The organism is Siminovitchia fortis (assembly GCF_007681465.1).
Lineage (GTDB): Bacteria > Bacillota > Bacilli > Bacillales > Bacillaceae_C > Siminovitchia > Siminovitchia fortis.
In genome coordinates, this window is the sequence record NZ_VEKZ01000059.1 from 1 (window position 1) to 25,247 (window position 25,247).

At 44.5% G+C, this 25,247-nt stretch carries 43 protein-coding genes; 4 read left to right on the forward strand and 39 right to left on the reverse strand.

Features of this window, described 5'->3' with window-relative positions; genetic code table 11:
* Positions 1-359: 359 nt before the first annotated feature.
* Positions 360-920, reverse strand: a complete 561-nt coding sequence (locus FS666_RS15640; protein WP_144463308.1) for a DUF2812 domain-containing protein — start codon at positions 918-920, stop codon at positions 360-362.
* On the reverse strand, positions 907-1,224 hold the full coding sequence (locus tag FS666_RS15645; protein ID WP_144463310.1) for a PadR family transcriptional regulator: 318 nt from the start codon (positions 1,222-1,224) through the stop codon (positions 907-909). Before FS666_RS15645 ends, FS666_RS15640 begins: the two co-directional genes overlap by 14 nt.
* Positions 1,225-1,411: 187 nt before the next feature.
* Here FS666_RS15645 and FS666_RS15650 point away from each other — a divergent pair, with 187 nt between their 5' ends.
* A complete protein-coding gene (locus FS666_RS15650; protein ID WP_144463336.1) occupies positions 1,412-1,801 on the forward strand; it encodes an Arm DNA-binding domain-containing protein in 390 nt (129 codons plus the stop codon).
* On the opposite strand, the gene rpsI is transcribed toward FS666_RS15650, so the two are convergent.
* The 37 genes from rpsI to rpsJ all read right to left on the reverse strand — a co-directional run bounded on the left by rpsI (position 1,718) and on the right by rpsJ (position 21,421).
* Positions 1,718-2,110 (reverse strand): 30S ribosomal protein S9, encoded by a 393-nt coding sequence (rpsI, locus tag FS666_RS15655; RefSeq protein ID WP_144463312.1) that lies wholly within the window; start codon positions 2,108-2,110, stop codon positions 1,718-1,720. The two genes, FS666_RS15650 and rpsI, sit on opposite strands and share 84 nt — an antisense overlap.
* 17 nt (positions 2,111-2,127) lie before the next feature.
* The gene (gene rplM, locus FS666_RS15660; RefSeq protein ID WP_120072893.1) at positions 2,128-2,565 is read right to left on the reverse strand and encodes a 50S ribosomal protein L13; all 438 of its coding nucleotides are present in this window, start codon (positions 2,563-2,565) and stop codon (positions 2,128-2,130) included.
* Between the two features lie 368 nt (positions 2,566-2,933).
* Positions 2,934-3,674, reverse strand: coding sequence for a tRNA pseudouridine(38-40) synthase TruA (truA, locus tag FS666_RS15665; protein WP_144463314.1), 741 nt, complete (start codon positions 3,672-3,674; stop codon positions 2,934-2,936).
* Between the two features lie 25 nt (positions 3,675-3,699).
* Positions 3,700-4,497 carry an energy-coupling factor transporter transmembrane component T family protein gene (locus FS666_RS15670; protein WP_144463316.1) on the reverse strand — a complete coding sequence of 266 codons (798 nt, stop codon included), beginning with the start codon at positions 4,495-4,497 and terminating at the stop codon, positions 3,700-3,702.
* A complete protein-coding gene (locus FS666_RS15675; protein WP_144463318.1) occupies positions 4,494-5,366 on the reverse strand; it encodes an energy-coupling factor ABC transporter ATP-binding protein in 873 nt (290 codons plus the stop codon). Before FS666_RS15675 ends, FS666_RS15670 begins: the two co-directional genes overlap by 4 nt.
* Positions 5,342-6,181, reverse strand: coding sequence for an energy-coupling factor ABC transporter ATP-binding protein (locus FS666_RS15680; RefSeq protein ID WP_120072884.1), 840 nt, complete (start codon positions 6,179-6,181; stop codon positions 5,342-5,344). The genes FS666_RS15675 and FS666_RS15680 overlap by 25 nt, the downstream gene beginning before the upstream one ends.
* 293 nt (positions 6,182-6,474) lie before the next feature.
* Positions 6,475-6,837, reverse strand: coding sequence for a 50S ribosomal protein L17 (rplQ, locus tag FS666_RS15685; RefSeq protein ID WP_120072882.1), 363 nt, complete (start codon positions 6,835-6,837; stop codon positions 6,475-6,477).
* Between the two features lie 37 nt (positions 6,838-6,874).
* Positions 6,875-7,819 carry a DNA-directed RNA polymerase subunit alpha gene (locus FS666_RS15690; protein ID WP_120072880.1) on the reverse strand — a complete coding sequence of 315 codons (945 nt, stop codon included), beginning with the start codon at positions 7,817-7,819 and terminating at the stop codon, positions 6,875-6,877.
* Positions 7,820-7,995: 176 nt separating this feature from the next.
* Positions 7,996-8,385, reverse strand: coding sequence for a 30S ribosomal protein S11 (gene rpsK, locus FS666_RS15695; RefSeq protein WP_120072878.1), 390 nt, complete (start codon positions 8,383-8,385; stop codon positions 7,996-7,998).
* A 23-nt stretch (positions 8,386-8,408) separates the two neighbouring features.
* Positions 8,409-8,774, reverse strand: a complete 366-nt coding sequence (gene rpsM, locus FS666_RS15700) for a 30S ribosomal protein S13 (RefSeq protein WP_120072876.1) — start codon at positions 8,772-8,774, stop codon at positions 8,409-8,411.
* A gap of 18 nt (positions 8,775-8,792) precedes the next feature.
* The gene (rpmJ, locus tag FS666_RS15705) at positions 8,793-8,906 is read right to left on the reverse strand and encodes a 50S ribosomal protein L36 (RefSeq protein WP_144463320.1); all 114 of its coding nucleotides are present in this window, start codon (positions 8,904-8,906) and stop codon (positions 8,793-8,795) included.
* A gap of 36 nt (positions 8,907-8,942) precedes the next feature.
* Entirely contained in the window at positions 8,943-9,161 is a 219-nt protein-coding gene (infA, locus tag FS666_RS15710; protein WP_018708754.1) for a translation initiation factor IF-1, read from the reverse strand.
* A complete protein-coding gene (locus tag FS666_RS15715; protein WP_120072874.1) occupies positions 9,139-9,471 on the reverse strand; it encodes a KOW domain-containing RNA-binding protein in 333 nt (110 codons plus the stop codon). The genes infA and FS666_RS15715 overlap by 23 nt, the downstream gene beginning before the upstream one ends.
* A 15-nt stretch (positions 9,472-9,486) precedes the next feature.
* Positions 9,487-10,233, reverse strand: a complete 747-nt coding sequence (gene map / locus FS666_RS15720; RefSeq protein ID WP_144463322.1) for a type I methionyl aminopeptidase — start codon at positions 10,231-10,233, stop codon at positions 9,487-9,489.
* Positions 10,233-10,883: an adenylate kinase gene (locus tag FS666_RS15725; RefSeq protein WP_144463324.1), complete on the reverse strand. Its 651-nt coding sequence runs from the start codon at positions 10,881-10,883 to the stop codon at positions 10,233-10,235. Before FS666_RS15725 ends, map begins: the two co-directional genes overlap by 1 nt.
* 41 nt (positions 10,884-10,924) lie before the next feature.
* A complete protein-coding gene (secY, locus tag FS666_RS15730) occupies positions 10,925-12,217 on the reverse strand; it encodes a preprotein translocase subunit SecY (RefSeq protein ID WP_120072868.1) in 1,293 nt (430 codons plus the stop codon).
* Positions 12,217-12,657, reverse strand: coding sequence for a 50S ribosomal protein L15 (gene rplO / locus FS666_RS15735; RefSeq protein WP_144463326.1), 441 nt, complete (start codon positions 12,655-12,657; stop codon positions 12,217-12,219). The genes secY and rplO overlap by 1 nt, the downstream gene beginning before the upstream one ends.
* A 28-nt stretch (positions 12,658-12,685) precedes the next feature.
* Positions 12,686-12,868, reverse strand: coding sequence for a 50S ribosomal protein L30 (gene rpmD, locus FS666_RS15740; protein WP_120072864.1), 183 nt, complete (start codon positions 12,866-12,868; stop codon positions 12,686-12,688).
* 13 nt (positions 12,869-12,881) lie between these two features.
* Positions 12,882-13,382, reverse strand: a complete 501-nt coding sequence (rpsE, locus tag FS666_RS15745; protein ID WP_120072862.1) for a 30S ribosomal protein S5 — start codon at positions 13,380-13,382, stop codon at positions 12,882-12,884.
* A 20-nt stretch (positions 13,383-13,402) separates the two neighbouring features.
* Positions 13,403-13,765 (reverse strand): 50S ribosomal protein L18, encoded by a 363-nt coding sequence (gene rplR / locus FS666_RS15750; protein WP_120072860.1) that lies wholly within the window; start codon positions 13,763-13,765, stop codon positions 13,403-13,405.
* A gap of 30 nt (positions 13,766-13,795) precedes the next feature.
* Positions 13,796-14,332 (reverse strand): 50S ribosomal protein L6, encoded by a 537-nt coding sequence (gene rplF, locus FS666_RS15755; protein WP_120072858.1) that lies wholly within the window; start codon positions 14,330-14,332, stop codon positions 13,796-13,798.
* Positions 14,333-14,361: 29 nt separating this feature from the next.
* Entirely contained in the window at positions 14,362-14,760 is a 399-nt protein-coding gene (gene rpsH / locus FS666_RS15760; protein ID WP_120072856.1) for a 30S ribosomal protein S8, read from the reverse strand.
* Positions 14,761-14,789: 29 nt separating this feature from the next.
* A complete protein-coding gene (locus FS666_RS15765; RefSeq protein WP_018708743.1) occupies positions 14,790-14,975 on the reverse strand; it encodes a type Z 30S ribosomal protein S14 in 186 nt (61 codons plus the stop codon).
* 21 nt (positions 14,976-14,996) lie between these two features.
* On the reverse strand, positions 14,997-15,536 hold the full coding sequence (rplE, locus tag FS666_RS15770) for a 50S ribosomal protein L5 (RefSeq protein WP_018708742.1): 540 nt from the start codon (positions 15,534-15,536) through the stop codon (positions 14,997-14,999).
* A 23-nt stretch (positions 15,537-15,559) separates the two neighbouring features.
* Positions 15,560-15,925, reverse strand: a complete 366-nt coding sequence (gene rplX, locus FS666_RS15775) for a 50S ribosomal protein L24 (RefSeq protein ID WP_120072854.1) — start codon at positions 15,923-15,925, stop codon at positions 15,560-15,562.
* A 41-nt stretch (positions 15,926-15,966) separates the two neighbouring features.
* Positions 15,967-16,335 (reverse strand): 50S ribosomal protein L14, encoded by a 369-nt coding sequence (rplN, locus tag FS666_RS15780; protein ID WP_120072852.1) that lies wholly within the window; start codon positions 16,333-16,335, stop codon positions 15,967-15,969.
* Positions 16,336-16,374: 39 nt separating this feature from the next.
* Positions 16,375-16,638, reverse strand: a complete 264-nt coding sequence (rpsQ, locus tag FS666_RS15785; RefSeq protein WP_120072850.1) for a 30S ribosomal protein S17 — start codon at positions 16,636-16,638, stop codon at positions 16,375-16,377.
* 19 nt (positions 16,639-16,657) lie between these two features.
* Positions 16,658-16,861 carry a 50S ribosomal protein L29 gene (gene rpmC / locus FS666_RS15790; RefSeq protein WP_120072848.1) on the reverse strand — a complete coding sequence of 68 codons (204 nt, stop codon included), beginning with the start codon at positions 16,859-16,861 and terminating at the stop codon, positions 16,658-16,660.
* The gene (rplP, locus tag FS666_RS15795) at positions 16,851-17,285 is read right to left on the reverse strand and encodes a 50S ribosomal protein L16 (protein ID WP_120072845.1); all 435 of its coding nucleotides are present in this window, start codon (positions 17,283-17,285) and stop codon (positions 16,851-16,853) included. Before rplP ends, rpmC begins: the two co-directional genes overlap by 11 nt.
* 2 nt (positions 17,286-17,287) lie before the next feature.
* On the reverse strand, positions 17,288-17,944 hold the full coding sequence (gene rpsC, locus FS666_RS15800) for a 30S ribosomal protein S3 (RefSeq protein WP_018708736.1): 657 nt from the start codon (positions 17,942-17,944) through the stop codon (positions 17,288-17,290).
* A gap of 3 nt (positions 17,945-17,947) precedes the next feature.
* Positions 17,948-18,289 carry a 50S ribosomal protein L22 gene (gene rplV, locus FS666_RS15805; RefSeq protein ID WP_120072843.1) on the reverse strand — a complete coding sequence of 114 codons (342 nt, stop codon included), beginning with the start codon at positions 18,287-18,289 and terminating at the stop codon, positions 17,948-17,950.
* Between the two features lie 18 nt (positions 18,290-18,307).
* Positions 18,308-18,586, reverse strand: a complete 279-nt coding sequence (gene rpsS, locus FS666_RS15810; protein WP_120072841.1) for a 30S ribosomal protein S19 — start codon at positions 18,584-18,586, stop codon at positions 18,308-18,310.
* Positions 18,587-18,646: 60 nt separating this feature from the next.
* Positions 18,647-19,480 (reverse strand): 50S ribosomal protein L2, encoded by an 834-nt coding sequence (gene rplB, locus FS666_RS15815; RefSeq protein WP_120072839.1) that lies wholly within the window; start codon positions 19,478-19,480, stop codon positions 18,647-18,649.
* A 30-nt stretch (positions 19,481-19,510) separates the two neighbouring features.
* A complete protein-coding gene (rplW, locus tag FS666_RS15820; RefSeq protein ID WP_120072837.1) occupies positions 19,511-19,795 on the reverse strand; it encodes a 50S ribosomal protein L23 in 285 nt (94 codons plus the stop codon).
* Positions 19,795-20,418, reverse strand: coding sequence for a 50S ribosomal protein L4 (gene rplD / locus FS666_RS15825; protein WP_144463328.1), 624 nt, complete (start codon positions 20,416-20,418; stop codon positions 19,795-19,797). The genes rplW and rplD overlap by 1 nt, the downstream gene beginning before the upstream one ends.
* A gap of 29 nt (positions 20,419-20,447) precedes the next feature.
* On the reverse strand, positions 20,448-21,077 hold the full coding sequence (rplC, locus tag FS666_RS15830) for a 50S ribosomal protein L3 (protein ID WP_120072833.1): 630 nt from the start codon (positions 21,075-21,077) through the stop codon (positions 20,448-20,450).
* A gap of 35 nt (positions 21,078-21,112) precedes the next feature.
* Positions 21,113-21,421, reverse strand: a complete 309-nt coding sequence (rpsJ, locus tag FS666_RS15835) for a 30S ribosomal protein S10 (RefSeq protein ID WP_018708729.1) — start codon at positions 21,419-21,421, stop codon at positions 21,113-21,115.
* A 452-nt stretch (positions 21,422-21,873) separates the two neighbouring features.
* On the opposite strand from rpsJ, the gene FS666_RS15840 reads away from it, so the two are divergent.
* From FS666_RS15840 to FS666_RS15850, 3 genes are read left to right on the forward strand one after another with little or no spacing between them, the layout of a single operon-like run.
* Positions 21,874-22,623: a metal ABC transporter ATP-binding protein gene (locus FS666_RS15840; protein WP_144463330.1), complete on the forward strand. Its 750-nt coding sequence runs from the start codon at positions 21,874-21,876 to the stop codon at positions 22,621-22,623.
* A gap of 20 nt (positions 22,624-22,643) precedes the next feature.
* Complete coding sequence (locus FS666_RS15845; RefSeq protein ID WP_186306587.1) at positions 22,644-23,480, forward strand: metal ABC transporter permease; 837 nt, start codon at positions 22,644-22,646, stop codon at positions 23,478-23,480.
* Positions 23,481-23,531: 51 nt separating this feature from the next.
* On the forward strand, positions 23,532-24,470 hold the full coding sequence (locus tag FS666_RS15850) for a metal ABC transporter solute-binding protein, Zn/Mn family (protein ID WP_144463334.1): 939 nt from the start codon (positions 23,532-23,534) through the stop codon (positions 24,468-24,470).
* Positions 24,471-25,247 lie beyond the last annotated feature (777 nt).

Here is a 25,247-nt window from a genome sequence, read left to right on the forward strand (position 1 = left end):
AAACAGCATCAGTGGTTCAAAATTAAGTTGCGAAATGGTTCACTTTTCACTTGCGAAATACATTCATCCAAGCCCACCGTGTTGTGATTGCGACTTTCCGTAGATAATTTTTCAAGCATCAAATCATCCTTTTTCAACTAATTTCTACCTTATTAACTTATTGTACTTTCATAAAATTATATGTCAATATTTTCAATTTATTTATGAATTTTTATTTCATAAAGAGCATAGATATATAAAAAACTCCTTATAATGAGGATAGGCGTTCTGTCCATATCCAAATTATAAGGAGTACCCAAGGGTGGATTATTTTTTTGGATTAAATAACAGCAGCGCTATAATTAACACTCCGAATGCAATCATTTTAACATTGAATACTTACGATAAGCTTTATAGAAACTGATACCAAAGAAAACAAACATAAAGGCGGGAAGCAACTTTAAAAGAACAAATGGGGTTTCAAATAAAAATGCTTTCCAAAATAATGCACCTTTCATACTCCAAAGACCTTCAGTTGCATATAAATCTGAAGCCTTGTAAGGCATAGAAATAGCCAAAAACAGCAAACCCAACCAAAATGAATAACCCATCAATCTTTTATAATAATTACTCTTTGATTGGCGATCCGAGAAAATTTCGTTTTGACCATTGTCTTCTTTTTGCCAATAACGAATCCCACCAAACGAGGGGGCCGTTATATAATTCCAGCCGAAGTCTTCATATATCCCCTTGTATTCTTCAAGCTTTTTCTTTGGTAAATAATCTTGATAATCCAATCGCATCACATATCTCTTGTCGGTTTTTTCGAAAGTGTATATTCCTAATCCACTGATATTTGTACAGCGATAGCCTTTTTGTAATTGTTCGTTCAGCCATTGCTCTTCTTTTTCGATATCAAAAAACACCTTAAACTCCTTCATTTGATTCACTTCCTTCATACAAGGATAAAATATGCAACAGTCTTTCTTGTTCCATTTTCAAAATGGCTCTTCCTTCTGCAGTTATCATATAAATTTTTCTCCGACCTGAATTTCCAACGGATTCAATCCAGCCATGTTTATTCAGGTTTTCAATCGCACCGTATAATGTACCGGCTGCTAAAATCACGGTACCATTACTTATTTTTTCTATCTTCTGCATTACGGCATAGCCGTGGAGTGGCTCCCGTAGAGCTAATAAAATATAATGCATGGTCTCAGACAATGGTAATAATTTATGTTTCATATCCTCACCCTCTATTCAGTTCAACTATATAGTTCAACTTAATAGTAACATAATACAGTCCAACTGAATAGTCAACAACATTTTCAAAATTAATCAAAGGAACTTAAAGTAAAAAGCTTGATAACAAGGGAAAAGTCGCTTTCCTTTACGTAGGAAAAGCGACTTTTTGTGTAGTCTTATTCAATTAATGGCCCGATTCCAGAACATTAATTTGCATTGCTTTTATATTTCTCAATTGTTCTTATATGTGTATTTTAATGGCATACGTTGGCTTATCCAAATTAGTTTGGGGAAAGATCCAATGACTGGAAAGTATAAAAGTACAACTCGAAAGGGGGTCAAAACAAAGAAAGAGGCGGAATCTGCTGCAAGAGCAATTCTCACACTGCATTCGCGGGAAACTTTTATAACTATTTTTTGTACTTTTTTTAATAAAAAAGCCTGCTTGGAATCGACTTCCAAACAGGCTGTAAACGTTGATATAGCAGTAATATTAACGCTTCGAGAACTGAGGAGCTCTACGAGCACCTTTAAGACCGTATTTCTTACGTTCTTTCATACGTGGGTCACGCGTTAAGAGACCTGCACGCTTAAGCGGTGCGCGGTATTCAGGGTCAGCTTCAAGCAGCGCACGAGCGATGCCGTGGCGGATTGCGCCTGCTTGGCCTGTATAGCCTCCGCCTTGAACGTTGACCAATACGTCATAGTTGCCTAGAGTTTCAGTAGCAGCAAGCGGCTGCTTGATTACTTCGCGCAAAGCTGCGAATGGGATGTAGTCTTCTACTTCACGATTATTAACAACGATACGGCCTTCGCCAGGTACTAAACGTACACGGGCTACGGAGCTTTTACGACGGCCTGTACCATAATATTGAACTTGTGCCATTGTTATCCTCCTTTAAATTACCCGCGAAGTTCGTACACTTCCGGTTTTTGTGCCTGATGTGGATGCTCAGCGCCGGCGTAAACATTCAGCTTTCTGAACATTTGACGTCCCAAAGGTCCTTTTGGAAGCATGCCTTTGATCGCAAGCTCGATCATTTTTTCAGGTCTTTTTGCTCTCATTTCAGCAGCATTTGTTGCCTTGATTCCGCCTGCAAATCCTGAGTGGCGGTAGTACATTTTGTCTTGAAGCTTGTTGCCTGTCAATTCGATTTTCGCTGCATTCACGATGATTACGTGATCGCCTGTATCAACATTCGGCGTATAAGTCGGTTTATGTTTACCGCGCAACAATGTTGCAACTTCTGTTGCAAGGCGGCCAAGTGTTTTGCCTTCAGCGTCAACAACGTACCATTTACGATTGATGTCACCGGCTTTAGCCATATACGTAGTACGCATTTGTTACCCTCCCAAAATTATAAAAGTCTTACATTCGTCGTATTTTTATTTTCATCACAATAAGTTTCCGGGGCTTATCGTGGAGATATAAAAATAATACCATAGGATATTCTATCTTCTTTGGCAAGCAAAGTCAAGCGGTTTTTGAACACCAGGCGTGGTTGTCAGGAAATTTTAATCTGGACCGGAATCGTTTTTTTAAAAGCTGTGTCTTTTCAAATGAAAAACTTGTTTATAATCCGAATTTGAAAATTTAAGATCGGGAATTGGACTGTATGATCTGATATGAAGATATTTGATCCAATTATGGTCCGAGAGGATCAAATTTTATGATCCAAGCCTTCACGTTTATGATCCACCCAGGCCCTTTACTCATAATAAACTTCCCACAGATACAATCCTTCCGCTGGAGCCGTCTTCCCCGCCAAGGTTCGCTCTTTCGCAGCCAGAATGTCCGGGATGGCGCCAATATCCATTTTTCCGCTTCCGACATCAAGCAATGTTCCAACGATGATCCTGACCATGTTATATAAAAAGCCGTCTCCGATGAACGTCAGTACCAATTCATTTCCGTGTTCTTCCATGTCCAATTCAAAAAGAGTTCTCACCCTGTTACCTGTTTCGGTTTTCGCAGAGCAGAAGCTTGTAAAATCGTGAGTGCCTGTCAAATATCCAGCCGCCTCCCGCATTGCCTCTACATTCAAGCTCCCGCGAACATGCGCGGCGAAGTGGCGCTTAAAAGGATCCCTTACCGGGCCGCTATATAAAAAATATTTATATTTTTTCTTCACGGCATCGAAGCGGGCATGGAAATCGGAGCCGGCTTCCTCAGCTTTTAAAAAGGAAATGTCGTCCGGAAGGAGGCTGTTAAACGCTTTGATCCACTGATCACCTGAAAGCCTTAGAGGCGAATCAAAATGAATGACCTGGCCGCGGGCATGGACGCCGCTGTCCGTGCGCCCGGAAGCCGTCACACCAACGGCCTGGCCTTTATGCAGTTTTTGGAGTACCTGTTCGATTTCTCCTTGGACCGTCCGCCCTTTCGGCTGGATTTGGTAGCCGGAAAAACCGGAGCCGTCGTAGGCGATGGTCGCTTTATAACGCTGCATATTTTTCCCCTCACAAATATCCTTTTTACGTCCTCAACCAGATCAGCACTCCTGTTAAAATGACAAACACGACAGCTGCTGCCGTATCACGGCCTTTCCATTCCAGCAAACGGTATTTCGTCCGCCCTTCTCCTCCGCGGTAGCCTCTCGCTTCCATGGCTGTCGCCAATTCCTCCGCCCGTTTAAAAGAGCTGACAAATAGCGGGATGAGCAAAGGCACGATGGCTTTGATCCGGTCCTTGATGGGACCGCTGGAAAATTCCACGCCCCTTGCCATTTGCGCTTTCATGATTTTATCCGTCTCATCCATCAAGGTAGGAATGAACCGCAAAGAAATGGACATCATGAGCGCCAGCTCATGGACTGGAAAATTGACCCGTTTTAAGGGGTTCATCAGGCTTTCAAGCCCGTCTGTCAATGTGATCGGCGTTGTTGTCAAAGTCATCAGGGTTGTTACAAATACGAGGAGGAAAAACCGTATGGAAATGAATATGGCCATTCGCAGCCCTTCCTCATAAATATGAAACTTGCCGATACTGAAAATGATCTCGCCTTCTTTGTTAAAAAAAAGCTGTAAAATGAAAGTGAAAATAATCAGGTAAATGACCGGCTTCAAACCATTCACCAGGAATTTGATATTCATTTTGGAAAGAAGGATCACCATAATGACAAAGCCTACAAGGATACTATAGGTAAAGACATTATTCGCCAAAAATACAATAAGTATAAAGCCGAATACAAATAATAGTTTTGAACGGGGGTCCATCCGATGAAGGATAGAATCGCCTGGAATGTAACGCCCGAAAATCATTTTTTCCATCATGAGCCGCCACCGTCCTGCTCTTTCAATCTTGCCAATGCATCGGTCAGTTCCCCTAATGCCAGGTAAGTCTTTTCAAACTTGATATTCATCCGCTGTTCAAGCTCATATTGAAATTTGACAACCTGGGGAACATCCAGGCCCAATTCCAGCAGTTCTGCAGGATTTGAAAAAATATTCTGCGGATCACCGGTTCTTTGTACCTTCCCTTTATGCATGATGACGATTTGGTCCGCGTATTTCGCCGCATCTTCCATGCTGTGGGTTACTAGAATGGTAGATAGATTCTCTTTTTTGTGCAGACGATGAAACATATCCATGATTTCTGTACGGCCCCTGGGATCGAGTCCCGCAGTCGGTTCGTCCAGAACCAATACATCCGGTTCCATGGCAAGCACCCCGGCAATGGCCACTCTTCTCATCTGGCCTCCCGACAAATCAAATGGGGACTTCTGAAGAATGTCTTCAGGCAGCCCGACTTCTTTTATAAGCCTTCTGGCTCTTTTCTTTGCTTCCTCTTCCGAAACGCCATAGTTCATCGGACCAAAGCAAATGTCCTTTTCCACCGTTTCATCAAAAAGCTGATGTTCCGGAAACTGGAAGACGATTCCGACCTTTTGGCGGATACCTCGAAGGTTTTTCTCCTTCTTCCCGCCTTCAATCGTTCTGTCGCCTATGATCACCCGGCCTTTTGTGGGCTGCAGCAAGGCATTCAAATGCTGAAGGATCGTCGACTTGCCGGAGCCCGTATGCCCGATCAGCGCCATGAACACACCTTGTTTAATGTTCAAATTGACATCTTGGATGGCCAGCCGCTCAAACGGCGTACCGGCCGAATACCGGTATTCTACTTCTTGAAATGTAATTTCCACAGATCATTCACCAACTCTTCATCTGTCAGGTACATTTTAGGCAAGTCCAGACCTGCGTTTCGCAATAAATGGCTCATTTTTACAGGAAAAGGGATATCCAGTCCCAAAGTGATCAGTTCCTCTTCCAATTCAAAAATCTCCTCAGGCTTCCCTTCCTTGTACACCTGGCCCTTATTCATGACAATGATTCGGTCCGCCCTTGCCGCTTCTTCCAAATCATGCGTGATTGAAATGACTGTCAACCCCTGTTCCTCTTTCAACTCCCTGATGGTCTGCAGCACTTCCTCGCGTCCAAGGGGGTCCAGCATGGAAGTCGCTTCATCCAGGATAATGACCTTAGGGCGGAGCGCTATGACGCCTGCAATCGCCACCCTCTGCTTTTGGCCGCCGGAAAGATGGTGTGGCTCTTGGTTGAGAAATTCACCCATATGAACACGCTCCAATGCCTCTTGGACACGGCCGACCATTTCATCGTGCGGCACTCCGTTATTCTCCAACCCAAAAGCCACATCATCTTGTACTGTCGTTCCGACAAACTGGTTGTCCGGATTTTGGAAAACCATCCCTACCATCCGGCGGATATCCCAGATCGCCTCTTCGCTTAAAAGAAGATTCTGAACCTTGACCGTTCCTTGTTCCGGGAACTGCAATCCGTTCAAAATTTTTGCAAGAGTAGATTTTCCTGATCCGTTATGGCCGACCACTGCCAGCCACTCCCCTTCAGCTACTGAAAAAGAAACATCCTTTAAGGCATACGCCTCCTGTCCATTATAGCGGAAGGAAACATCTTCAATAGTAATCACCGGACCGGGCATCCCTTATTCCTCCTCGTTGCTTCGTAGGTTGATTTTAAAAAAATGCCTATAAATAGAAAAAAGCCTGCACCTTCCTCCAGGCGCCGGGCAGCCGGTACCTTGGCCCGGGCAGTTAAGCCGGGGGAGAAGGTGCATGGAGCTAGACAGGATCACTTTCTATTTGTTTGTGCCTATCGTAACGCTCACTGAAGCTTTATCGAAAAGCGGAAGCGCAGATACCCTGACGCCTCGCTATTAACTTTCCTTAAAGAAAAAGGGCGAGACCCGCGCGCCCTGCCCTTTTTCATCGCGAATTAAACTAATTCGATGATAACCATTGGGGCTCCGTCTCCACGGCGAGGTCCCAATTTCATGATTCGAGTGTATCCGCCTTGACGTTCAGCATAACGAGGTGCGATATCAGAAAACAGTTTTTGCAATGCATCTTGTTTTTCTTCCGCGTTGGCTATCTCTTTGCGGATGAAAGCCGCTGCCTGACGTCGCGCATGCAAGTCGCCGCGCTTTCCGAGCGTGATCATTTTCTCAACAACGGAGCGGAGTTCTTTCGCGCGTGCCTCAGTTGTTTCGATTCGTTCACTGATGATTAAATCTGTTGCCAAGTCTCGAAGCATAGCTTTGCGCTGAGAGCTTGTGCGTCCTAATTTACGATAAGACATTCTGGTTTCCCTCCTTCACGGTGACGTGTATTTTCGATTAGTCGTCTTTGCGAAGTTCGAGGCCAAGCTCATCCAGCTTCCCTTTTACTTCCTCCAACGATTTTCTTCCAAGGTTGCGCACTTTCATCATATCTTCTTCCGTTTTGTTGGCCAGCTCCTGGACCGTATTGATTCCTGCACGCTTCAGGCAGTTGTAGGAACGGACAGAAAGGTCCAGCTCTTCAATCGTCATTTCCAGAACCTTTTCCTTTTGGTCTTCCTCTTTTTCCACCATGATTTCAGCATGCTGAGCTTCATCCGTCAAACCGACGAAGATATTTAAGTGCTCTGTTAAAATTTTCGCACCCAAAGAAATGGCTTCTTCCGGGCTGATGCTGCCATTTGTCCAAACATCGAGCGACAGTTTATCGTAGTTCGTCATTTGGCCCACACGAGTATTTTCCACCTGATAGTTTACACGGGATACAGGTGTGTAAATAGAGTCGATAGGAATGACGCCGATCGGAAGGTCGTCACGTTTGTTCATATCGGCAGGTGTATAGCCTCTTCCGCGCTGGGCGGTCATGCGGACACGGAAATTCGCATTGGCTGCAAGGTTGGCGATATGAAGTTCAGGATTCAAAATTTCAACATCGCTGTCATGCATGATGTCGGAACCTTTCACTTCCCCTTCGCCCTGCACATCGATTTCCAATGTCTTCTCTTCGTCCGAATATATTTTTAAAGCTAGTTTTTTAAGATTAAGGATGATAGAGGTAACATCTTCGACTACACCTTCAACGGTTGAAAATTCATGTTGTACACCTTCTATTTGAATAGAAGTGATCGCCGCACCCGGGAGTGAAGATAGTAAAATACGACGTAAGGAGTTACCCAAAGTTGTACCATATCCACGCTCAAGCGGTTCAATCACAAATTTTCCGTGTCTGGCGTCTTCGCTGATCTCAATCGTTTCTATTTTTGGTTTTTCAATCTCGATCATTCACATATACCCTCCTTCAAAACGTCGAAACTCCGGCCACTTTCCATAGATACTGACCGAAATTCCCCATGTTACATTTCATCTTTGCAACAACTGGTGAGGAAAAATCGAATTTTCACGATAAATTCATATATTACCCCATTATAGACAAGTAATACAGAATTTATACAAATTCATTAAACACGACGACGTTTTGGCGGACGGCATCCGTTGTGAGGTACAGGAGTTACGTCCCTGATGGCTGTTACCTCAAGTCCGGCAGCTTGAAGTGCACGAATGGCAGCTTCACGTCCTGCGCCAGGTCCTTTTACGGTTACTTCAAGAGTCCTCATCCCATGCTCCATGGATGCTTTTGCAGCTGTTTCGGCAGCCATTTGGGCAGCGAATGGAGTGGATTTACGGGAACCTTTGAATCCAAGCGCTCCGGCAGAAGACCAAGATACTGCGTTACCTTGAGAATCAGTGATCGTTACGATTGTATTGTTAAAAGTGGAGCGGATATGCGCAATGCCACTTTCAATATTCTTTTTCACACGACGTTTACGAGTGTTAGTTCTGCGTGCCATTGATTAAAAACCTCCTTTACTGATTATTTTTTCTTACCTGCTACAGTTTTCCGCGGGCCTTTTCGTGTACGCGCGTTGTTCTTCGTGTTTTGTCCACGAACAGGAAGTCCGCGGCGGTGGCGAAGACCACGATAAGAACCGATTTCCATCAAGCGTTTGACGTTCAAAGACACTTCACGGCGAAGGTCACCTTCGACTTTCAATGTGTCAATGATCCCGCGGATTTTATCAAGTTCGTCGTCAGTCAAGTCGCGTACGCGTGTATCCTCGGAAACACCTGCTTCTGCAAGAATTTTGGAAGCTGTGTTTTGACCGATTCCATAAATATATGTCAATGCAATTACTACGCGTTTTTCACGTGGAATATCTACACCAGCAATACGTGCCATGCGTTAGCACCTCCTTCATTATCCTTGTTTTTGCTTATGCTTAGAGTTTTCACAGATCACCATGACTTTGCCTTTTCTACGGATGATTTTGCACTTCTCGCAGATCGGCTTTACTGATGGCCGTACTTTCATTTTTTAAAAACCTCCTTAAGAGCCTGAAGTGCACACTTATTTAAAACGGTAAGTGATTCTTCCTCTGGTTAAATCGTACGGAGAAAGTTCCACGGTTACTCTGTCACCAGGCAAAATACGAATGAAATGCATGCGGATTTTCCCTGAAACATGTGCAAGCACCGTATGACCATTTTCTAATTCTACCTTAAACATGGCGTTTGGCAAAGTATCAACTACCTTGCCTTCAACTTCAATTACATCTTCCTTCGCCATCAAACTCGTCTCCCTTCTGTAATTCCAGAACATCATCCATGAATTTTCCAAGAGCCCATCGCAACTTCCCGTTAGTGACTTTGCCGGTATCCAGCATACTGCTCCGCACCTCCGGAGAAATATAGTCACAACACTCCAGGTGTTGAATGTTTTTCTTTTTGGGGCGGTCAAATTTTCGCTTGTCGCCATCCGCAATTAAAACAAACCGTTCATCAATGAGTTGAATAACAATCGCGAACTGCCCGGTATCTCGCCCTTTATTAATACTGACCACCTGGCCGATTTGAGGGTTCGAATCAGACTCTTTCAACCCGATCACCTGCGCTCACAATCTTGTTAATATCTCAAAACCTGTATCTGTAATGGCAATTGTATGTTCAAAGTGCGCACACATTTTGCCGTCAACCGTCACGACTGTCCAATTGTCCGCCAATGTTCTTACATAGCGGCTGCCTGCATTCACCATCGGTTCAATGGCAAGCACCATGCCAGGTCGTAAACGAGGTCCTTTATTAGGAGGTCCGTAGTTCGGGATTTGTGGATCTTCGTGTAAGCTTTGACCAATACCATGCCCTACATACTCACGGACTATGGAAAATCCATTGGATTCCACATACGTTTGAACCGCATGGGAAATGTTTGAAAGACGAGCCCCCGGCTTCGCTTCTTCTAAGCCTTTATAGAGGGATTCCTCTGTAACATCAAGCAATTGTTTCGTTTCGTCATCGATTTTGCCTACTGCATACGTCCACGCGGAATCACCGTGATAGCCGTTGTATTCAGCTCCGATGTCCAATGTGATGATGTCGCCATCCTTGAGGACACGTTTGCCGGGTATTCCGTGAACCAGCTCTTCATTTACAGATGCACAGACACTTCCTTTAAATCCGTTATACCCAAGGAAAGATGGATATGCATCATGCTGTTTAATAAACTTTTCGGCAATCGAATCAATTTCTTTTGTTGTGATCCCCGGCTGAATATGCTTTACCAGTTCTTGATGAGTCAGCGCAACAATTCGCCCCGCTTCTCTCATGATTTCTATTTCTCGTGGTGTTTTGCAAATAATCATTATTTCAAATCCCTTAGAAGTGAATCGATATCAGAGAAGACCTGGTCAATATGCTGCTGGCCATTGATGTTTTTCAAATAGCCTTTTTCCTGATAAAAATCAAGAAGCGGCTGGGTCTGTTTCATATTTACTTCCAGTCTGTTCTGAACCGTTTCTTTATTATCATCAGGACGCTGATACAGCTCTCCGCCGCAGCGATCACAAGTGCCTGTTTCGGCAGGCGGGTTGAAGACTAAATGATAAGTGGCACCGCAGCTCTTGCAAATACGACGCCCCGTCAGTCTTTCCATCAAAATTTCCTGGTCTACTTGAATATTGATCACATAATCCATTTTTCTTCCCAGCTCTGCGAGGATATTTTCAAGAGCTTCGGCCTGCGGCACTGTTCTCGGGAAGCCGTCCAGAAGGAATCCGTTGTCGCAATCCGCTTTGCTCAAGCGTTCGCGGACAATTCCGATCGTCACTTCATCCGGAACAAGTTCGCCTTTATCCATGAAGGATTTGGCCTGCATGCCAAGCTCCGTACCTTCGTTCATCGCAGCCCGGAACATATCTCCTGTAGAAATGTGCGGAATACCGTACTTAGCCACAATTTTTTCAGCTTGTGTACCTTTTCCCGCCCCAGGAAGTCCCATCAATACTAAATTCATTCATACCGCCCCTTGCTTTCATCCGGGTCATTACCCGTCTGTTATTTAATGAAGCCTTTATAGTGGCGCTTGACCAGTTGAGCCTCCAGTTGTTTCATCGTCTCCAGCGCAACACCGACAACAATTAACAATCCTGTTCCACCAATTTGGGCAGCCTGGGGCAATCCTGCGAATTTGATAAAAAATACCGGCAAGATTGAAATGAGTGCCAGAAAAAGTGCCCCGACAAAAGTCAGTCTGTACAAAACGCGTGTCATGTACTCCTGCGTATTTTTGCCTGGCCGTATTCCCGGTATATAACCGCCCTGCTTCTTCAGATTTTCAGCAACCTGTTCAGGATTGACCTGAACGAATGCGTAAAAATAAGTAAAGGCAATAATCAATGCAACATAGATGATCATTCCGACTGGTTTCGTATGGTCAAAAAACGATTGAATCGTGCTTGCCAGTTCACTGGAACCAAAGAATGTCGTAATCGTTTGTGGAGTAACAATAAACGCGCTCGCGAAAATGACTGGAATAACTCCAGCGGCATTCACCTTTAAAGGCAAATGTGTATTTTGTCCTCCGACAGGGCTGCGTCCATCCATACGTTTTGCATATTGGATTGGAATTTTACGCAATGCCTGCTGGACAAATACGACGCCAACAATGATGGCAATAACAGCAAGCAGGATGAGCAGCATGACGACAATTCTAATAAACAATTGGTCTCCTGCACCTTCAAACTGCTGAGCATAGATCTGGTTCACGGCGTTTGGAATCCCAGCGACAATCCCGGCAAAGATGATGATCGAGATGCCGTTTCCGACGCCATGTGATGTGATTTGCTCGCCCAGCCACATCAAGAAAGACGTGCCAGCAGTCAAGACGATGGCAATGGTGATATACGTGCTGAACCCGGGATCTTTGATGAGCTGAAGCTGTGTCATCCGATTGAACCCGAAAGACATGCCCAACGCCTGGATGAAAGCAAGAACAATTGTGAAGTAGCGGGTAAACTGTGCCAGTTTACGCCTTCCCACTTCACCTTGCTTGGACCATTCAGTGAATTTTGGCACGACATCCATCTGCAGCAGTTGGACAATAATGGATGCCGTAATGTATGGCATGATACCCATGGCAAAAATAGAGAAGTTTTGCAGGGCACCGCCGCCAAAAATATTCATAAAGCCAAACAGACTGGCTTGATCTTGCATTTTCAGTACGTTTGCATCAACGTTCGGAACCGGAATGAAAGCCCCGATCCGAAAGACGATCAGCATCAATAAGGTGAAAATGATTTTTCTTCTTATATCCCGCACACGCATAAGGTTGGAGATCGTTTGAAACATTAAACCACCTCAGTTGAACCGCCGGCAGCTTCAATGGCTTCTTTTGCAGCAGACGAGAATTTATTCGCTTTTACAGTCAGCTTTTTCTCGATGTTACCTTTCGCAAGAATTTTGATGCCGGACTTTTCGTTCCGAACAACTCCTGTTTCAATCAAAAGCTCAGGAGTTACTTCAGTTCCGTCTTCAAAGCGGTTTAGTGCGTCCAGGTTCACAACCGCATAATCTTTGCGATTAATGTTTGTGAAACCGCGTTTAGGCAAACGTTGGAATAAAGGCGTTTGGCCACCTTCAAATCCAGGGCGCACGCCGCCGCCTGAGCGGGCATTTTGCCCTTTATGTCCTCTTCCGGCTGTTTTGCCGTTTCCTGAACCGATGCCGCGTCCTACACGGTTGCGCTCCTTGCGAGCCCCTTCAGCAGGTTTTAACTCATGAAGTTTCATTTCGCGCACCTCCTTCATTCTTTGGTGATTATTGCTCTTTTACTTCTACAAGATGGGAAACTTTGTTGATCATTCCCCGAATAGCCGGATTGTCATCGTGCTCGACTGTTTGGTGAATCTTGCGCAATCCAAGTGCTTTCACAGTATCACGCTGATCCTGTGTCCGTCCAATCAAGCTGCGTTTGAGGGTGACTGCTAATTTTTGTGACATGATCTTCCCCTCCTTAACCTAACAGTTCTTCTACTGATTTATTGCGAAGCTTCGCTACATCTTCAGCACGTTTTAAGTTTTTGATTCCTTCAACCGTTGCACGAACCATGTTGATCGGTGTGCTGGATCCAAGTGATTTTGATGTGATGTCTGCTACTCCGCCAAGCTCAAGCACTGCACGGACAGGTCCTCCGGCAATAACTCCGGTACCTGCAGAGGCCGGCTTAAGCAATACTTGCCCGCCGCCGTAACGGCCGATGATTTCATGCGGAATGGTTGAGTCGACCAAAGGCACTTCAACCATGTTCTTTTTAGCATCTTCAATGGCTTTGCGGATCGCTTCCGGTACTTCTTGTGCTTTTCCGGTGCCGAAGCCGACATGGCCATTTCTGTCACCTACTACAACCAATGCGGTAAAGCGGAAGCGCCGTCCACCTTTCACAACTTTTGCCACACGGTTTACTGTAACTACGCGTTCTTCCAGTTCAAGTTTGTTCGCATCAATTTGACGCATGTAGTCCGTCCCTCCTTTTATTAAAATTCCAGTCCATTTTCACGTGCTGCATCAGCCAATGCTTTTACACGCCCGTGGTAAAGGTATCCGCCGCGGTCAAATACTACTGATTTGATGTTTTTATCCGCTGCTCGCTTTGCGATGAGCTCTCCCACTTTCTGGGCAGCCTCTGCATTGCCGGCAGACTCGATTTCAAGCTCTTTGTCAAGAGTAGAGGCACTTGCCAATGTTACCCCATTTTCATCGTCGATCAATTGAGCGTAAATGTTTTTATTGGAACGGTATACGCTTAGACGCGGACGCGATTCTGTTCCGCTGATTTTCGTACGGACGCGTGCATGTCTTTTTTTGCGCACCTTGTTCTTATCAAGCTTAGTAATCATGCGAGTCACTCCTTTCAATGCCTAGCGGCTTTATTTACCTGTTTTACCTTCTTTGCGGCGTACATATTCGCCTTCGTAGCGAATTCCTTTGCCTTTGTAAGGCTCAGGCGGACGTACAGCACGAATGTCAGAAGCCAATGCTCCGACTCTTTCCTTGTTATAACCTTTAACAATCACTTTTGTGTTGGATGGTACATCGATTTCGATACCGTCCTCCGGTTCAAATTCTACAGGATGGGAATAGCCGACGTTCAGCACAAGCTTCTTGCCCTGTTTTTGCGCACGGTAACCAACACCGACAAGCTCAAGTGATTTTTCAAAGCCTTTAGAGACGCCCTCTACCATGTTTGCGACTAAGGAACGTGTTGTTCCGTGCAAGGAGCGGTGTTCTTTTGCATCGGATGGACGAGTCACGTTGATGACATTGTCTTCGATGCTGATATTGATATCTGAATTGAATGTATTGCTCAGTTCACCTTTTGGCCCTTTGACAGTCACTTTGTTACCGTCTTTTGTCACTGTTACACCAGAAGGGATTTCAATTGGTTTATTGCCTATACGGGACATTGTATTGCACCTCCGTTCTTTCTGCTAGATTACCAAACGTATGCGAGTACTTCGCCGCCGACTTGTTTCGCTCTTGCTTCTTTGTCGGTGAGTACTCCCTGAGAAGTTGATACAAGCGCAATTCCAAGACCGTTCAATACTTTTGGAACTTCGTTTGCTTTCGCGTAAACACGCAGACCGGGCTTGCTGATACGCTTTAATCCGGTAATAACGCGCTCGTTATTCGCTCCATATTTAAGAAAAATGCGGATGATACCTTGCTTGTTGTCTTCGATGAATTCTACATCGCGGATGAAACCTTCTTTTTTAAGGATTTCGGCAATGTCCCTCTTGATTTTAGAAGCTGGAATTTCCAATTTCTCGTGGCGGACCATGTTCGCGTTTCGAATTCTTGTAAGCAAGTCTGCAATTGGATCAGTCATAACCATTAATATTTACCTCCTTCCCAATATCGGGCTTACCAGCTGGCTTTTTTGACGCCTGGAATTTGGCCTTTGTAGGCTAATTCACGGAAACAGATACGGCATAATTTGAATTTGCGAAGAACAGAATGCGGACGGCCGCAACGTTCGCAGCGTGTATATTCTTGAACTTTATACTTAGGCGTACGCTTCTGCTTGACTACCATTGATTTCTTAGCCACTATTTCGCCTCCCTTTTACGATTACTTTTGAAATGGCATTCCAAATCCAGTTAATAGCTCGCGCGCTTCTTCATCGGTGTTGGCTGTCGTTACGATGACGATGTCCATTCCGCGAACTTTGTTTACTTTATCGTAATCAATTTCTGGGAAAATGAGCTGTTCTTTGATTCCGAGTGTATAGTTGCCGCGTCCGTCAAATGCCTTCTTGGAGATTCCACGGAAGTCACGTACACGTGGCAATGATACAGAAACCAATTTGTCAAAAAACTCATACATGCGCTCGCCGCGAAGTGTCACTTTTGCACCGATCGGCATTCCTTCACGCAGGCGGAATCCCGCAATGGATTTTTTCGCTCTTGTCACAACCGGTTTTTGGCCTGTGATCAAAGAAAGTTCTTCCACTGCATTATCCAGTGCTTTGGCGTTTTGAACAGCGTCGCCGACGCCCATGTTGATTACGATCTTTTCAATTTTTGGTACTTGCATGACAGATTTATAGTTGAACTTGCTCATCAGAGCAGGAGTGATTTCTTTTTGATATTTTTCCTTTAGGCGGTTCATATTGTGTACCTCCCTTCTTCTGCTTACTGGCTAATAATCTTGTCTTTTACGTCTGTGTCTAAAACTTCCCCGGATTTCTTGGATACCCGGACACTTTTCACTTTTTCTATACCATCTTTGCCTTTGATCGTTACTTTTTTATAGCCGATTCTTGTTGGCTCATTTGTTTTTGGATCGATGACCATAACGTTTGAAACATGAATGGCCGCTTCCTTGTCAAAAATTCCGCCTTGCGGATTTTCCTGGGAAGGCTTCGCATGTTTCTTCACGATGTTAACCCCTTCGACAAGCACACGTTCTTTTTTTGGGAATGCAGCAAGCACCGTGCCTGTTTTCCCTTTATCCTTGCCGGTAAGGACCATCACTTTGTCGCCTTTTTTAACGTGCATTTGAGAATCGCACCTCCTTGAGTGACCAAGTCTGATTTATATTAAAGAACCTCTGGAGCCAGAGAAACAATTTTCATGAAGTTTTTATCACGCAGCTCGCGGGCCACTGGTCCGAAGATCCGGGTTCCTCTTGGAGCCTGGTCGTCACGAATAATGACGCATGCATTTTCATCAAATTTAATGTAGGAACCATCCGGACGGCGTGCACCTGTTTTGGAGCGGACGATAACAGCTTTCACAACGTCCCCTTTTTTGACAACGCCACCGGGTGTTGCATTTTTCACCGCACATACAATGACATCACCGATGTTTGCCGTTTTGCGACCGGAACCGCCGAGCACCTTGATCGTCAACACTTCACGTGCTCCGGAGTTGTCAGCTACTTTCAAACGGGATTCTTGTTGGATCATTTGTATTTACCTCCCTTCGGATTTATCTATCCGAAAAAATTAAATGATAACCGCTTTTTCAACTACCTCTACAAGACGGAAGCGTTTTGTAGCCGATAGAGGGCGAGTCTCCATAATACGGACAATGTCCCCAACTTTAGCTTCATTATGCTCATCGTGAGCTTTGAACTTCTTGGAATACTTCACGCGTTTGCCGTACAAACTGTGTTTTTTATAGGTTTCAACCATTACTGTAACAGTTTTATCCATTTTATCGGAAACAACACGACCTGTGTACACTTTGCGCTGATTGCGTTCAGCCATATCCGCAACCTCCTTTCACCTATCGATTGGTTATGCCGATCTCTCTTTCGCGAATGATCGTTTTCATACGGGCGATCCCTTTGCGGACCTCACGGATGCGGGCGGTATTTTCCAATTGCCCTGTAGCTAGCTGGAAGCGAAGGTTAAATAATTCTTCCTTTAAAGACTTGATGTTCTGTTCAATTTCGGCAGTGGTCAAATCACGGATTTCTTTAGCCTTCATTTCGTTCACCACCAATTTCTTCTCGTTTGACAAACTTACATTTTACTGGAAGTTTGTGGGATGCAAGTCGAAGTGCTTCACGAGCCACCTCTTCTGAGACTCCGGCAATTTCAAACATGATCTTGCCCGGTTTTACAACAGCTACCCAGCCTTCAGGCGCCCCTTTACCGGAACCCATCCGTACTTCCAAAGGCTTAGCTGTAAAAGCTTTATGAGGGAAAATTTTGATCCATACTTTACCGCCACGCTTCATGTAGCGCGTCATGGCAATCCTTGCTGCCTCAATTTGGCGGTTTGTGATCCAGGAAGCTTCAAGAGCTTGAAGACCGTACTCACCAAATGCTACTTCAGTGCCGCCTTTTGCTTTGCCGCGCATTTTTCCACGGTGTGGACGGCGGTATTTGACTCTTTTAGGCATTAACATGATTAATTTCCTCCTTCCTCAGACTTTTTCTTTTCTGGAAGGACCTCTCCACGGTAAATCCAGACTTTGACGCCAAGCTTACCGTATGTTGTATCTGCTTCAGCATGTGCATAGTCGATATCTGCGCGAAGTGTATGAAGTGGAACAGTTCCTTCGCTGTAATGTTCCGAACGAGCGATATCCGCTCCGCCAAGCCGGCCGGAAACCATTGTTTTGATACCTTGTGCACCTGCACGTAATGTACGTTGAATCGCCTGCTTTTGCGCACGGCGGAAAGAGATCCGGCTTTCCAATTGACGAGCGATGTTTTCAGCAACAAGCTTCGCGTCCAAATCAGCTTTTTTGATTTCAACGATGTTGATGTGAACCCTTTTGCCTGTAAGCTTGTTCAATGCTTTTCTGAGTGCTTCTACTTCACTTCCACCTTTACCGATAACCATTCCGGGCTTGGCTGTGTGGACAGTGATGTTGATGCGGTTTGCAGCACGCTCGATTTCAATTTTGGAAACCGATGCATCTTTGAGCCGGTTTTCAATATATTCACGAACCTTGATGTCTTCGTGAAGTAAAGTTGCATATTCTTTGTCTGCGTACCATTTTGATTCCCAATCACGGATAATGCCGATACGCATTCCAATAGGGTTTACTTTTTGACCCACGAACTACCCCTCCTTCTGTTCTGATACCACAATCGTAATGTGGCTTGTGCGTTTGTTGATTTGGCTGGCTCTGCCTTGAGCACGCGGTCTGAAACGTTTCATTGTCGGACCTTCATCAACATATACTTTCGATACTAAAAGGTTGTTAACGTCCATATCATAGTTATGCTCTGCATTTGCTACAGCAGACTTCAAAAGCTTTTCTACAATCGGAGAAGCCGCTTTTGGAGTGTGCTTTAAGATGGCAATTGCTTCGCCTACTTGCTTTCCTCGAATAAGATCGACGACCAGGCGTGCTTTACGAGGAGCAATTCTAACTGTTCTGGCAACAGCTTTTGCTTGCATTAGGATGCCCTCCTCTCATTAGCGTCTTGTTTTTTTGTCATCTGCGGCATGACCTCTATAAGTACGAGTTGGCGCAAATTCACCGAGCTTGTGGCCAACCATATCTTCACTGATGTATACAGGAACATGCTTGCGTCCATCGTAGACTGCGATGGTGTGTCCGACAAACGCCGGGAAAATTGTTGAACGGCGAGACCAAGTTTTGATCACTTGCTTTTTGTCAGACTCATTCAAGTTCTCGACTTTTTTCATCAAATGCTCATCTACAAAAGGTCCTTTTTTCAGGCTGCGACCCATGCTGGTACCTCCCTTCGTGATTGTGCTACGGTCCGATAGAAGAACCGTAGGACAACCTCGTTATTTTTTGCGGCGGCGTACGATAAATTTATCCGACTTGTTCGTTTTCTTCCTTGTCTTGTAACCGATTGTCGGTTTACCCCAAGGAGTAACAGGGGATTTAAGACCGATCGGTGCTTTTCCTTCCCCACCACCATGCGGATGGTCGTTAGGGTTCTTAACAGAACCGCGGACGTGAGGGCGTCTGCCCAACCAGCGTGAACGGCCTGCTTTACCAATTGTTACAAGTTCGTGCTGCTCATTGCCCACTTCACCGATTGTTGCACGGCAAGTAGCAAGGATCATGCGCACTTCTCCGGAGTTCAAGCGGACAAGTACATATTTTGTTCCTTCTTTACCAAGAACCTGGGCAGAAGTTCCAGCAGAACGGATGAGTTGCCCGCCTTTGCCCGGTTTCAACTCGATGTTGTGTACGACTGTACCTACTGGAATAGAGGAAAGCGGTAGAGCATTCCCTACTTTGATGTCAGCCTCAGGGCCAGACATGACTTCCATACCTACTTGAAGATTTTTTGGAGCCAGAATATAACGCTTCTCCCCATCTTTATAGTGGATCAAAGCAATGTTTGCGGAACGGTTCGGATCGTATTCGATAGTAGCAACGCGTCCGGGTATACCATCTTTGTTGCGTTTGAAGTCGATAATACGGTATTGACGCTTATGACCGCCTCCGCGATGACGAACTGTGGTCCTACCTTGGCTGTTGCGGCCGCCTTTTCTATTAATAGGCGCAAGCAATGTCTTTTCCGGCTTGTCAGTAGTGATCTCGGAGAAATCCAAGCTTGTCATGTTGCGCCGCCCGTTGGAGGTAGGTTTGTATTTTTTGATCGCCATTTCTTTCCCTCCTCTGCTTTTATTGAAAGATTAAATTTCAAAAATCTCGATTTCTTTGCTGTCTTCGGTCAAAGTGACCACTGCCTTGCGGCGTTTGTTTGTATAGCCCGCAAAACGGCCCATTCGTTTGAATTTACCTTTGTAATTCATGACATTGACTTTTGCGACTTTCACATCGAAGATGCTTTCGACTGCGTCTTTCACCTGTGTTTTGTTGGCTTTGACGTCAACTTCGAAAGTATACTTTTTGTCAGCTGTCAAATCCATGGAACGCTCTGTGATTACGGGGCGCTTTATAACGTCACGTGCATCCATTACCCAAGCACCTCCTCCACTTTTTCAACTGCTGCTTTCGTCAGGATCAATGTTTCATGCCCTACAACATCAAGCACGTTAATGCTGTTCGCATCGATCACTGTAACTCCAGGGATATTTCTTGCTGAAAGTGCCACATTGTCTTCTGGAACATCTGTAACAACCAACGCTTTTTTGCCGACCGGAAGGTTTTTCAAAACCTTGGCAAATTCCTTTGTTTTTGGAGCATCGAAAGCCAATGCTTCTACTACAAGGATGCTTTCTTCCAATGCTTTTGCAGACAGCGCTGATTTGATGGCCAGACGGCGTACTTTCTTAGGAAGCTTGTAGCTGTAGCTGCGTGGAACCGGTCCGAATACCGTTCCGCCTCCGCGCCATTGCGGTGAGCGGATAGATCCTTGGCGTGCTCTGCCTGTGCCTTTTTGGCGCCATGGCTTGCGTCCGCCGCCACGCACTTCCGAACGTGTTTTTACTTTAGATGTACCTTGTCTTAATGAAGATTGCTGCATAACGATCGCTTCAAATAAAACATGGTTGTTTGGCTCGATTCCGAAAATAGAATCGTTGAGATCCAATTCTCCAACCTTAGAACCTTCTTGATTATATACGGCTACTTTTGGCATTTCATTTCCTCCTTTCCTTACGAAAATATTTATTTAACCTTGATTCCAGTTTTGATTTCAAGCAATGCTTTTTTCGGTCCGGGAACATTTCCTTTGATCAAAAGAAGATTGCGGTCTGCATCAACCTTGACAATTTGAAGGTTTTGAACAGTAATTTTCTGTCCGCCCATTTGTCCAGGCAGTTTCTTTTGCTTGAATACACGGGCCGGGTCAACAGCACCCATTGATCCAGGGCTGCGGTGGAAGTGGGAACCGTGGGACATTGGTCCTCGGCCTTGGCCGTGGCGCTTGATGACACCCTGGAAACCTTTCCCTTTGGAAACTCCTGTTACATCCACTACATCGCCTTCTGCGAAAATATCAACTTTGATCTCTTGACCAATTTCATATTCATCTAGATTAACGTTTTTCAACTCACGTACGAAGCGCTTAGGTGCAGTTTCCGCCTTGGCAACGTGCCCTTTTTCAGGTTTATTGGCCAGCTTTTCGCGCTTGTCTTCAAAACCAATTTGAACAGCTTCGTATCCGTCCGTCTCAACTGTTTTCTTTTGAAGAACAACGTTGGGAGCAGCCTCTACTACTGTTACAGGGAGCAGTCGTCCGTCTTCAGCAAAAATCTGCGTCATACCGATTTTTCTACCTAAGATTCCTTTAGCCATGAGTCACACCTCCTGGTTTCTTTCATTCATATTTATTAAAGTTTGATTTCAATGTCTACGCCGGATGGCAAGTCGAGTCTCATCAATGAATCAACAGTTTGCGGTGTTGGGCTGATGATGTCGATCAGGCGTTTATGTGTCCGCATTTCGAATTGCTCGCGGGAATCTTTGTATTTATGGACCGCACGCAAGATTGTGTAAACAGATTTCTCTGTCGGAAGCGGAATCGGTCCCGATACATTTGCACCTGAACGTTTTGCCGTTTCAACAATCTTTTCTGCTGACTGATCCAAAATTCTGTGATCATAAGCCTTTAATCTAATCCGGATTTTTTGTTTTGCCATTACTTTCCCTCCTTTTCGCCTATTTTTAAAAAATAGACATACTCCGCGGAAATTTCCCCCACACTCGCCATGGCAAAGCGGCCGGGTGTGTCGGCAACCTTCCGCATCATTGCTGTCAAATGACCAACATTATACATTATACATACAATAGATAGCCATTGCAATATGAAACAACAAATAATGCCGTTAATTTGACTGTTTCATTATACAGACGTTCCGGCAATTTTTCAACATCGGAATTTCTGCTGCTTTTTCCGGGTCCGTTGTTCGAAAAAGAGTATATCACCTCCTATTCAATATGATGATTTTTTATCTGAAAGGTGTTTACAAAACAGCTTGCATTGTATATTATGGTTAATAAGTTTCCCCAGGGCAACTCTTTGTCTTTTAACCAATATATCGGCGTTAGGCTAAATGATTTAAATATACAGTTATGGAAAAGAAGGTGAATCATGATGAACGAAAAGAAATTGACGGTCAGTCACCTCTATGTTTCCTATCACGGGACCGAAGTGCTGCGAGATATCAATTTTACTATTGAAACAGGCAAGCTGATCGGCATCATCGGGCCAAACGGCGCCGGAAAATCAACGATGATGAAAGCGATGCTCGGACTAATACCGAAAGACAGCGGCAGCATCGAGTTTGGAGGAAGGCCCATTCAAGAAGCGAGGAAAAAAATTGCATATGTGCCGCAACGTTCCAATATCGATTGGGATTTTCCGATTGTCGTAAAAGATACGGTACTTCTTGGCACCTATCCCAAGCTCGGGCTTTTCCGCCGTCCAACAAAGAATGACAAGGAATGGGCGCTGGAGTGCCTCGCAAAAGTCGGGATGGAAAATTTTGCAGACAGCCAAATCGGCGAATTGTCCGGGGGACAGCAGCAACGTGTTTTTCTCGCCCGTTCCCTTGCCCAAGAGGCAGATCTTTTCTTCCTGGATGAGCCGTTTGTCGGTATTGATGTATCCAGTGAAGATGTCATCATCAACATATTAAAAACCCTCAGGGATGAAGGAAAGACTGTGTTCGTTGTACATCATGACCTAACAAAGGTTGAGAATTATTTCGATGATCTGATTCTCATTAATAAGGAATTGATCGGGGCCGGACCTGTAAATCATGTCTTCCGTCCGGAACTGATGCAGGCGGCCTACAAAGCGCCGCTTGGCATGTTGGAAAGTCTGGGGGTCGGTATATAGTGGAATTCATAAATGATCTGATGACTTATGGGTTTTTACAGAAAGCATTCATCACGTCTGTCATGGTCGGGATTATTTGCGGCGTGATCGGCAGCTTTATTATCCTGCGCGGAATGGCACTGATGGGAGATGCCATCTCACATGCCGTCCTTCCGGGCGTTGCCATATCTTATATGCTGGGAATCAACTATTTCTATGGGGCGGTTGTGACTGGTGTGCTTACGGCCCTTGGCATCGGTGTGATCAGCCAAAACAGCCGGGTGAAAAATGATTCTTCGATCGGGCTTGTTTTTTCCGCCATGTTCGCTTTAGGAATTATCCTGATCACCGAGGCTAAAAGTGCGACAGATCTGACACAAATTCTTTTTGGAAATGTCATTTCCGTCCGTTCTTCGGATATGTGGCTTACATTGATCGTCGGAAGTATTGTCATCTTGGCTGTCATACTCTTTTACAAGGAACTGCTTGTTTCCAGCTTCGATGAGACGATGGCTGCTGCATACGGTTTGAAAACACGCTTGATTCATTACGGCATCATGGTTCTTCTGACTCTTGTAACAGTCGCTTCCTTACAAACGGTAGGTGTTATCCTGGTGGTTTCCATGCTGATCACACCGGCATCAACCGCTTATCTTTTAACAAATCGTTTATCGACAATGATTGTTCTTGCATCAGTCTTTGGGGCCCTGTCATCGATCATCGGGCTGTATTTCAGCTTTGTCCACAATTTGCCTTCAGGGCCTGTCATTGCCTTGGCTACGACAGCTATTTTTGCAGTCGCTTTTATCTTTTCACCAAAGCAGGGGGTACTTTGGCGGATGATCAAAGGAAACAAGAAAAAAGCAGCAATAGGCTGATGGTTTGGGTTCCTCGCAACTTCATTTTTTAATAAAAGGCAGGCGAAAAGTATGAGGCTATTAAAATGTTTTTTTATAACAGGGCTTGCAGTATGGCTGCTGGCCGCATGCGGCAGCAATAGCGATTCAGATGAAGCTGCAAAAGATAGACCATTAAAAGTTGTTACGTCTTTCACAATCATTGAAGACCTGGCCAGGGAAATCGGCGGCGATGACGTGGAAATTCATAACCTTGTGCCTACAGGAACCGACCCGCATGAATATGAGCCCCTTCCGGAAGATATTAAAAAAGCCACGGATGCGGATATCCTTTTTTACAACGGATTGAATCTGGAGGGCGGAAAAGACGGCTGGTTTTTTAAAATGATTGATTCAGTCGGACAAAAGAAAGAGAATATTTACAGTTTAACAGAACGTGTGGATCCAATGTATTTGACTGATGAAAGCGGAAAAGAAGAGGAGGTCAATCCTCATGCATTCATAGACCCGGCGGTCGGCATCAAAATGGCTGAGGATATGCGCGACGCCTTGATGGAAAAAGATCCTGAGCGTAAAGAAGATTATAAAAAAAGAGCAGATGCCTATATCAGCCGGCTTCATGAAATAGATAAAGAGTACGAGGAAAAGATTAATGACATTCCAAAAGAAAAGCGCATCCTTGTGACAAGTGAGAGGGCCTTCCAGTACATGACGGCACATTACGGATTGAAAGAGGGGTACATCTGGGAAATCGATACCGAAGAAAACGGATCGCCCCAGCAAATTAAATCATTGGTGCATTTCATCAAAGAACACAATGTTCCGGTACTATTTATCGAATCCAATGTAGATCCCCGTCCAATGGAGACCGTTTCAAAAGAAACCGGCGTTCCTTTCTCCAAAAAGCCGATTTACTCTGATGAAATCGGAAAACCCGGTGAGGAAGTCGATACGTACGTGAAGTATTTGAATTACAATATTAAACTGATTCATGATGAGCTAAGCAGATAAAAAATGGAATTGTCCATTGAATATCCCGGAGTTTTCCGGGTTTTTTTGTTATACGGGTTAAGAGGATAGGAAAAAGAAACTGCATTACCTGTGTAACGGGTTCTCTTTTGGTGGACAAAAATTAAAATAACAGTATAAAATCACAATAACTTCGTTTTTATATAAAAATTGCAGTTTTGATCAACTGTTTACCCTGTGATTTCTAAACTTGGAAAATTAGTTAAATCAATGATCCTTACAGGTTGAATGTCTGGTAGGAATATCTTTTGATAAGCTCTGTTATTACCGAATGTTGTTTTTAGCGTGTTTGAAAAATAAACGGAAAAATTCCGTTTATTTTTGTAGAAACTCGTATTTCTATAAAAATAAGGGGAGGTTTTCCGTTTATCTTATCCAAATCTTTGGATTTTGTCCTATTTAGAGCAGTTAACCGGAATGTCTCCGCTTATATCTACTTCTTTACCCTCCCTTATATACATTAGCCGGAAATTTTCCGCCTATGAATTCTCATACCTACACGAAAGTCAACAATGAAAATTAAAAAAGCCTCTGATATAAAAACATAAAATCAGTAATCAACATCGCAGAAAAATATTATTTGGGTGTGATTTTAATAATAAAAATGCTATAAATACCTACTCGATACAAGTAAATGTTTTTTCCCCTTCGAGAGAACCCATTAAATACCTATAACGGCAATCTTTTTATCCAGCTTGAAGAAGGACATAGGTTAGCTCCACCTCTGCCATCTTTTTGACCCACTTGGGACAAGAAATT

Bases quoted from the DNA above. Each gene is read 5' to 3' on its own strand.
- FS666_RS15640 (WP_144463308.1), bottom strand. From the start codon at position 920: ATGAAGGAGTTTAAGGTGTTTTTTGATATCGAAAAAGAAGAGCAATGG.
- FS666_RS15645 (WP_144463310.1), bottom strand. From the start codon at position 1,224: ATGAAACATAAATTATTACCATTGTCTGAGACCATGCATTATATTTTA.
- FS666_RS15650 (WP_144463336.1), top strand. From the start codon at position 1,412: ATGGCCCGATTCCAGAACATTAATTTGCATTGCTTTTATATTTCTCAA.
- rpsI (WP_144463312.1), bottom strand. From the start codon at position 2,110: ATGGCACAAGTTCAATATTATGGTACAGGCCGTCGTAAAAGCTCCGTA.
- rplM (WP_120072893.1), bottom strand. From the start codon at position 2,565: ATGCGTACTACGTATATGGCTAAAGCCGGTGACATCAATCGTAAATGG.
- truA (WP_144463314.1), bottom strand. From the start codon at position 3,674: ATGCAGCGTTATAAAGCGACCATCGCCTACGACGGCTCCGGTTTTTCC.
- FS666_RS15670 (WP_144463316.1), bottom strand. From the start codon at position 4,497: ATGATGGAAAAAATGATTTTCGGGCGTTACATTCCAGGCGATTCTATC.
- FS666_RS15680 (WP_120072884.1), bottom strand. From the start codon at position 6,181: ATGCCCGGTCCGGTGATTACTATTGAAGATGTTTCCTTCCGCTATAAT.
- rplQ (WP_120072882.1), bottom strand. From the start codon at position 6,837: ATGTCTTATCGTAAATTAGGACGCACAAGCTCTCAGCGCAAAGCTATG.
- FS666_RS15690 (WP_120072880.1), bottom strand. From the start codon at position 7,819: ATGATCGAGATTGAAAAACCAAAAATAGAAACGATTGAGATCAGCGAA.
- rpsK (WP_120072878.1), bottom strand. From the start codon at position 8,385: ATGGCACGCAGAACTAACACTCGTAAACGTCGTGTGAAAAAGAATATT.
- rpsM (WP_120072876.1), bottom strand. From the start codon at position 8,774: ATGGCACGTATTGCTGGTGTAGATATTCCACGTGAAAAACGCGTAGTA.
- rpmJ (WP_144463320.1), bottom strand. From the start codon at position 8,906: ATGAAAGTACGGCCATCAGTAAAGCCGATCTGCGAGAAGTGCAAAATC.
- infA (WP_018708754.1), bottom strand. From the start codon at position 9,161: ATGGCGAAGGAAGATGTAATTGAAGTTGAAGGCAAGGTAGTTGATACT.
- map (WP_144463322.1), bottom strand. From the start codon at position 10,233: ATGATTATTTGCAAAACACCACGAGAAATAGAAATCATGAGAGAAGCG.
- FS666_RS15725 (WP_144463324.1), bottom strand. From the start codon at position 10,883: ATGAATTTAGTATTGATGGGACTTCCTGGGGCGGGAAAAGGTACACAA.
- secY (WP_120072868.1), bottom strand. From the start codon at position 12,217: ATGTTTCAAACGATCTCCAACCTTATGCGTGTGCGGGATATAAGAAGA.
- rplO (WP_144463326.1), bottom strand. From the start codon at position 12,657: ATGAAACTTCATGAGTTAAAACCTGCTGAAGGGGCTCGCAAGGAGCGC.
- rpmD (WP_120072864.1), bottom strand. From the start codon at position 12,868: ATGTCACAAAAATTAGCAGTCACCCTCAAACGCAGCTTGATTGGACGG.
- rpsE (WP_120072862.1), bottom strand. From the start codon at position 13,382: ATGCGTCAAATTGATGCGAACAAACTTGAACTGGAAGAACGCGTAGTT.
- rplR (WP_120072860.1), bottom strand. From the start codon at position 13,765: ATGATTACTAAGCTTGATAAGAACAAGGTGCGCAAAAAAAGACATGCA.
- rplF (WP_120072858.1), bottom strand. From the start codon at position 14,332: ATGTCCCGTATAGGCAATAAACCAATTGAAATCCCTTCTGGTGTAACA.
- rpsH (WP_120072856.1), bottom strand. From the start codon at position 14,760: ATGGTTATGACTGATCCAATTGCAGACTTGCTTACAAGAATTCGAAAC.
- rplE (WP_018708742.1), bottom strand. From the start codon at position 15,536: ATGAACCGCCTAAAGGAAAAATATCAAAAAGAAATCACTCCTGCTCTG.
- rplX (WP_120072854.1), bottom strand. From the start codon at position 15,925: ATGCACGTTAAAAAAGGCGACAAAGTGATGGTCCTTACCGGCAAGGAT.
- rplN (WP_120072852.1), bottom strand. From the start codon at position 16,335: ATGATCCAACAAGAATCCCGTTTGAAAGTAGCTGACAACTCCGGAGCA.
- rpsQ (WP_120072850.1), bottom strand. From the start codon at position 16,638: ATGGCTGAACGCAATCAGCGCAAAGTGTACACAGGTCGTGTTGTTTCC.
- rpmC (WP_120072848.1), bottom strand. From the start codon at position 16,861: ATGAAGGCTAAAGAAATCCGTGATTTGACCACTGCCGAAATTGAACAG.
- rplP (WP_120072845.1), bottom strand. From the start codon at position 17,285: ATGTTAATGCCTAAAAGAGTCAAATACCGCCGTCCACACCGTGGAAAA.
- rplV (WP_120072843.1), bottom strand. From the start codon at position 18,289: ATGCAAGCAAAAGCTGTTGCCAGAACAGTTAGAATTGCTCCTCGTAAA.
- rpsS (WP_120072841.1), bottom strand. From the start codon at position 18,586: ATGGGTCGCAGCCTGAAAAAAGGACCTTTTGTAGATGAGCATTTGATG.
- rplB (WP_120072839.1), bottom strand. From the start codon at position 19,480: ATGGCGATCAAAAAATACAAACCTACCTCCAACGGGCGGCGCAACATG.
- rplW (WP_120072837.1), bottom strand. From the start codon at position 19,795: ATGGATGCACGTGACGTTATAAAGCGCCCCGTAATCACAGAGCGTTCC.
- rplD (WP_144463328.1), bottom strand. From the start codon at position 20,418: ATGCCAAAAGTAGCCGTATATAATCAAGAAGGTTCTAAGGTTGGAGAA.
- rplC (WP_120072833.1), bottom strand. From the start codon at position 21,077: ATGGCTAAAGGAATCTTAGGTAGAAAAATCGGTATGACGCAGATTTTT.
- rpsJ (WP_018708729.1), bottom strand. From the start codon at position 21,421: ATGGCAAAACAAAAAATCCGGATTAGATTAAAGGCTTATGATCACAGA.
- FS666_RS15840 (WP_144463330.1), top strand. From the start codon at position 21,874: ATGATGAACGAAAAGAAATTGACGGTCAGTCACCTCTATGTTTCCTAT.
- FS666_RS15845 (WP_186306587.1), top strand. From the start codon at position 22,644: ATGACTTATGGGTTTTTACAGAAAGCATTCATCACGTCTGTCATGGTC.
- FS666_RS15850 (WP_144463334.1), top strand. From the start codon at position 23,532: ATGAGGCTATTAAAATGTTTTTTTATAACAGGGCTTGCAGTATGGCTG.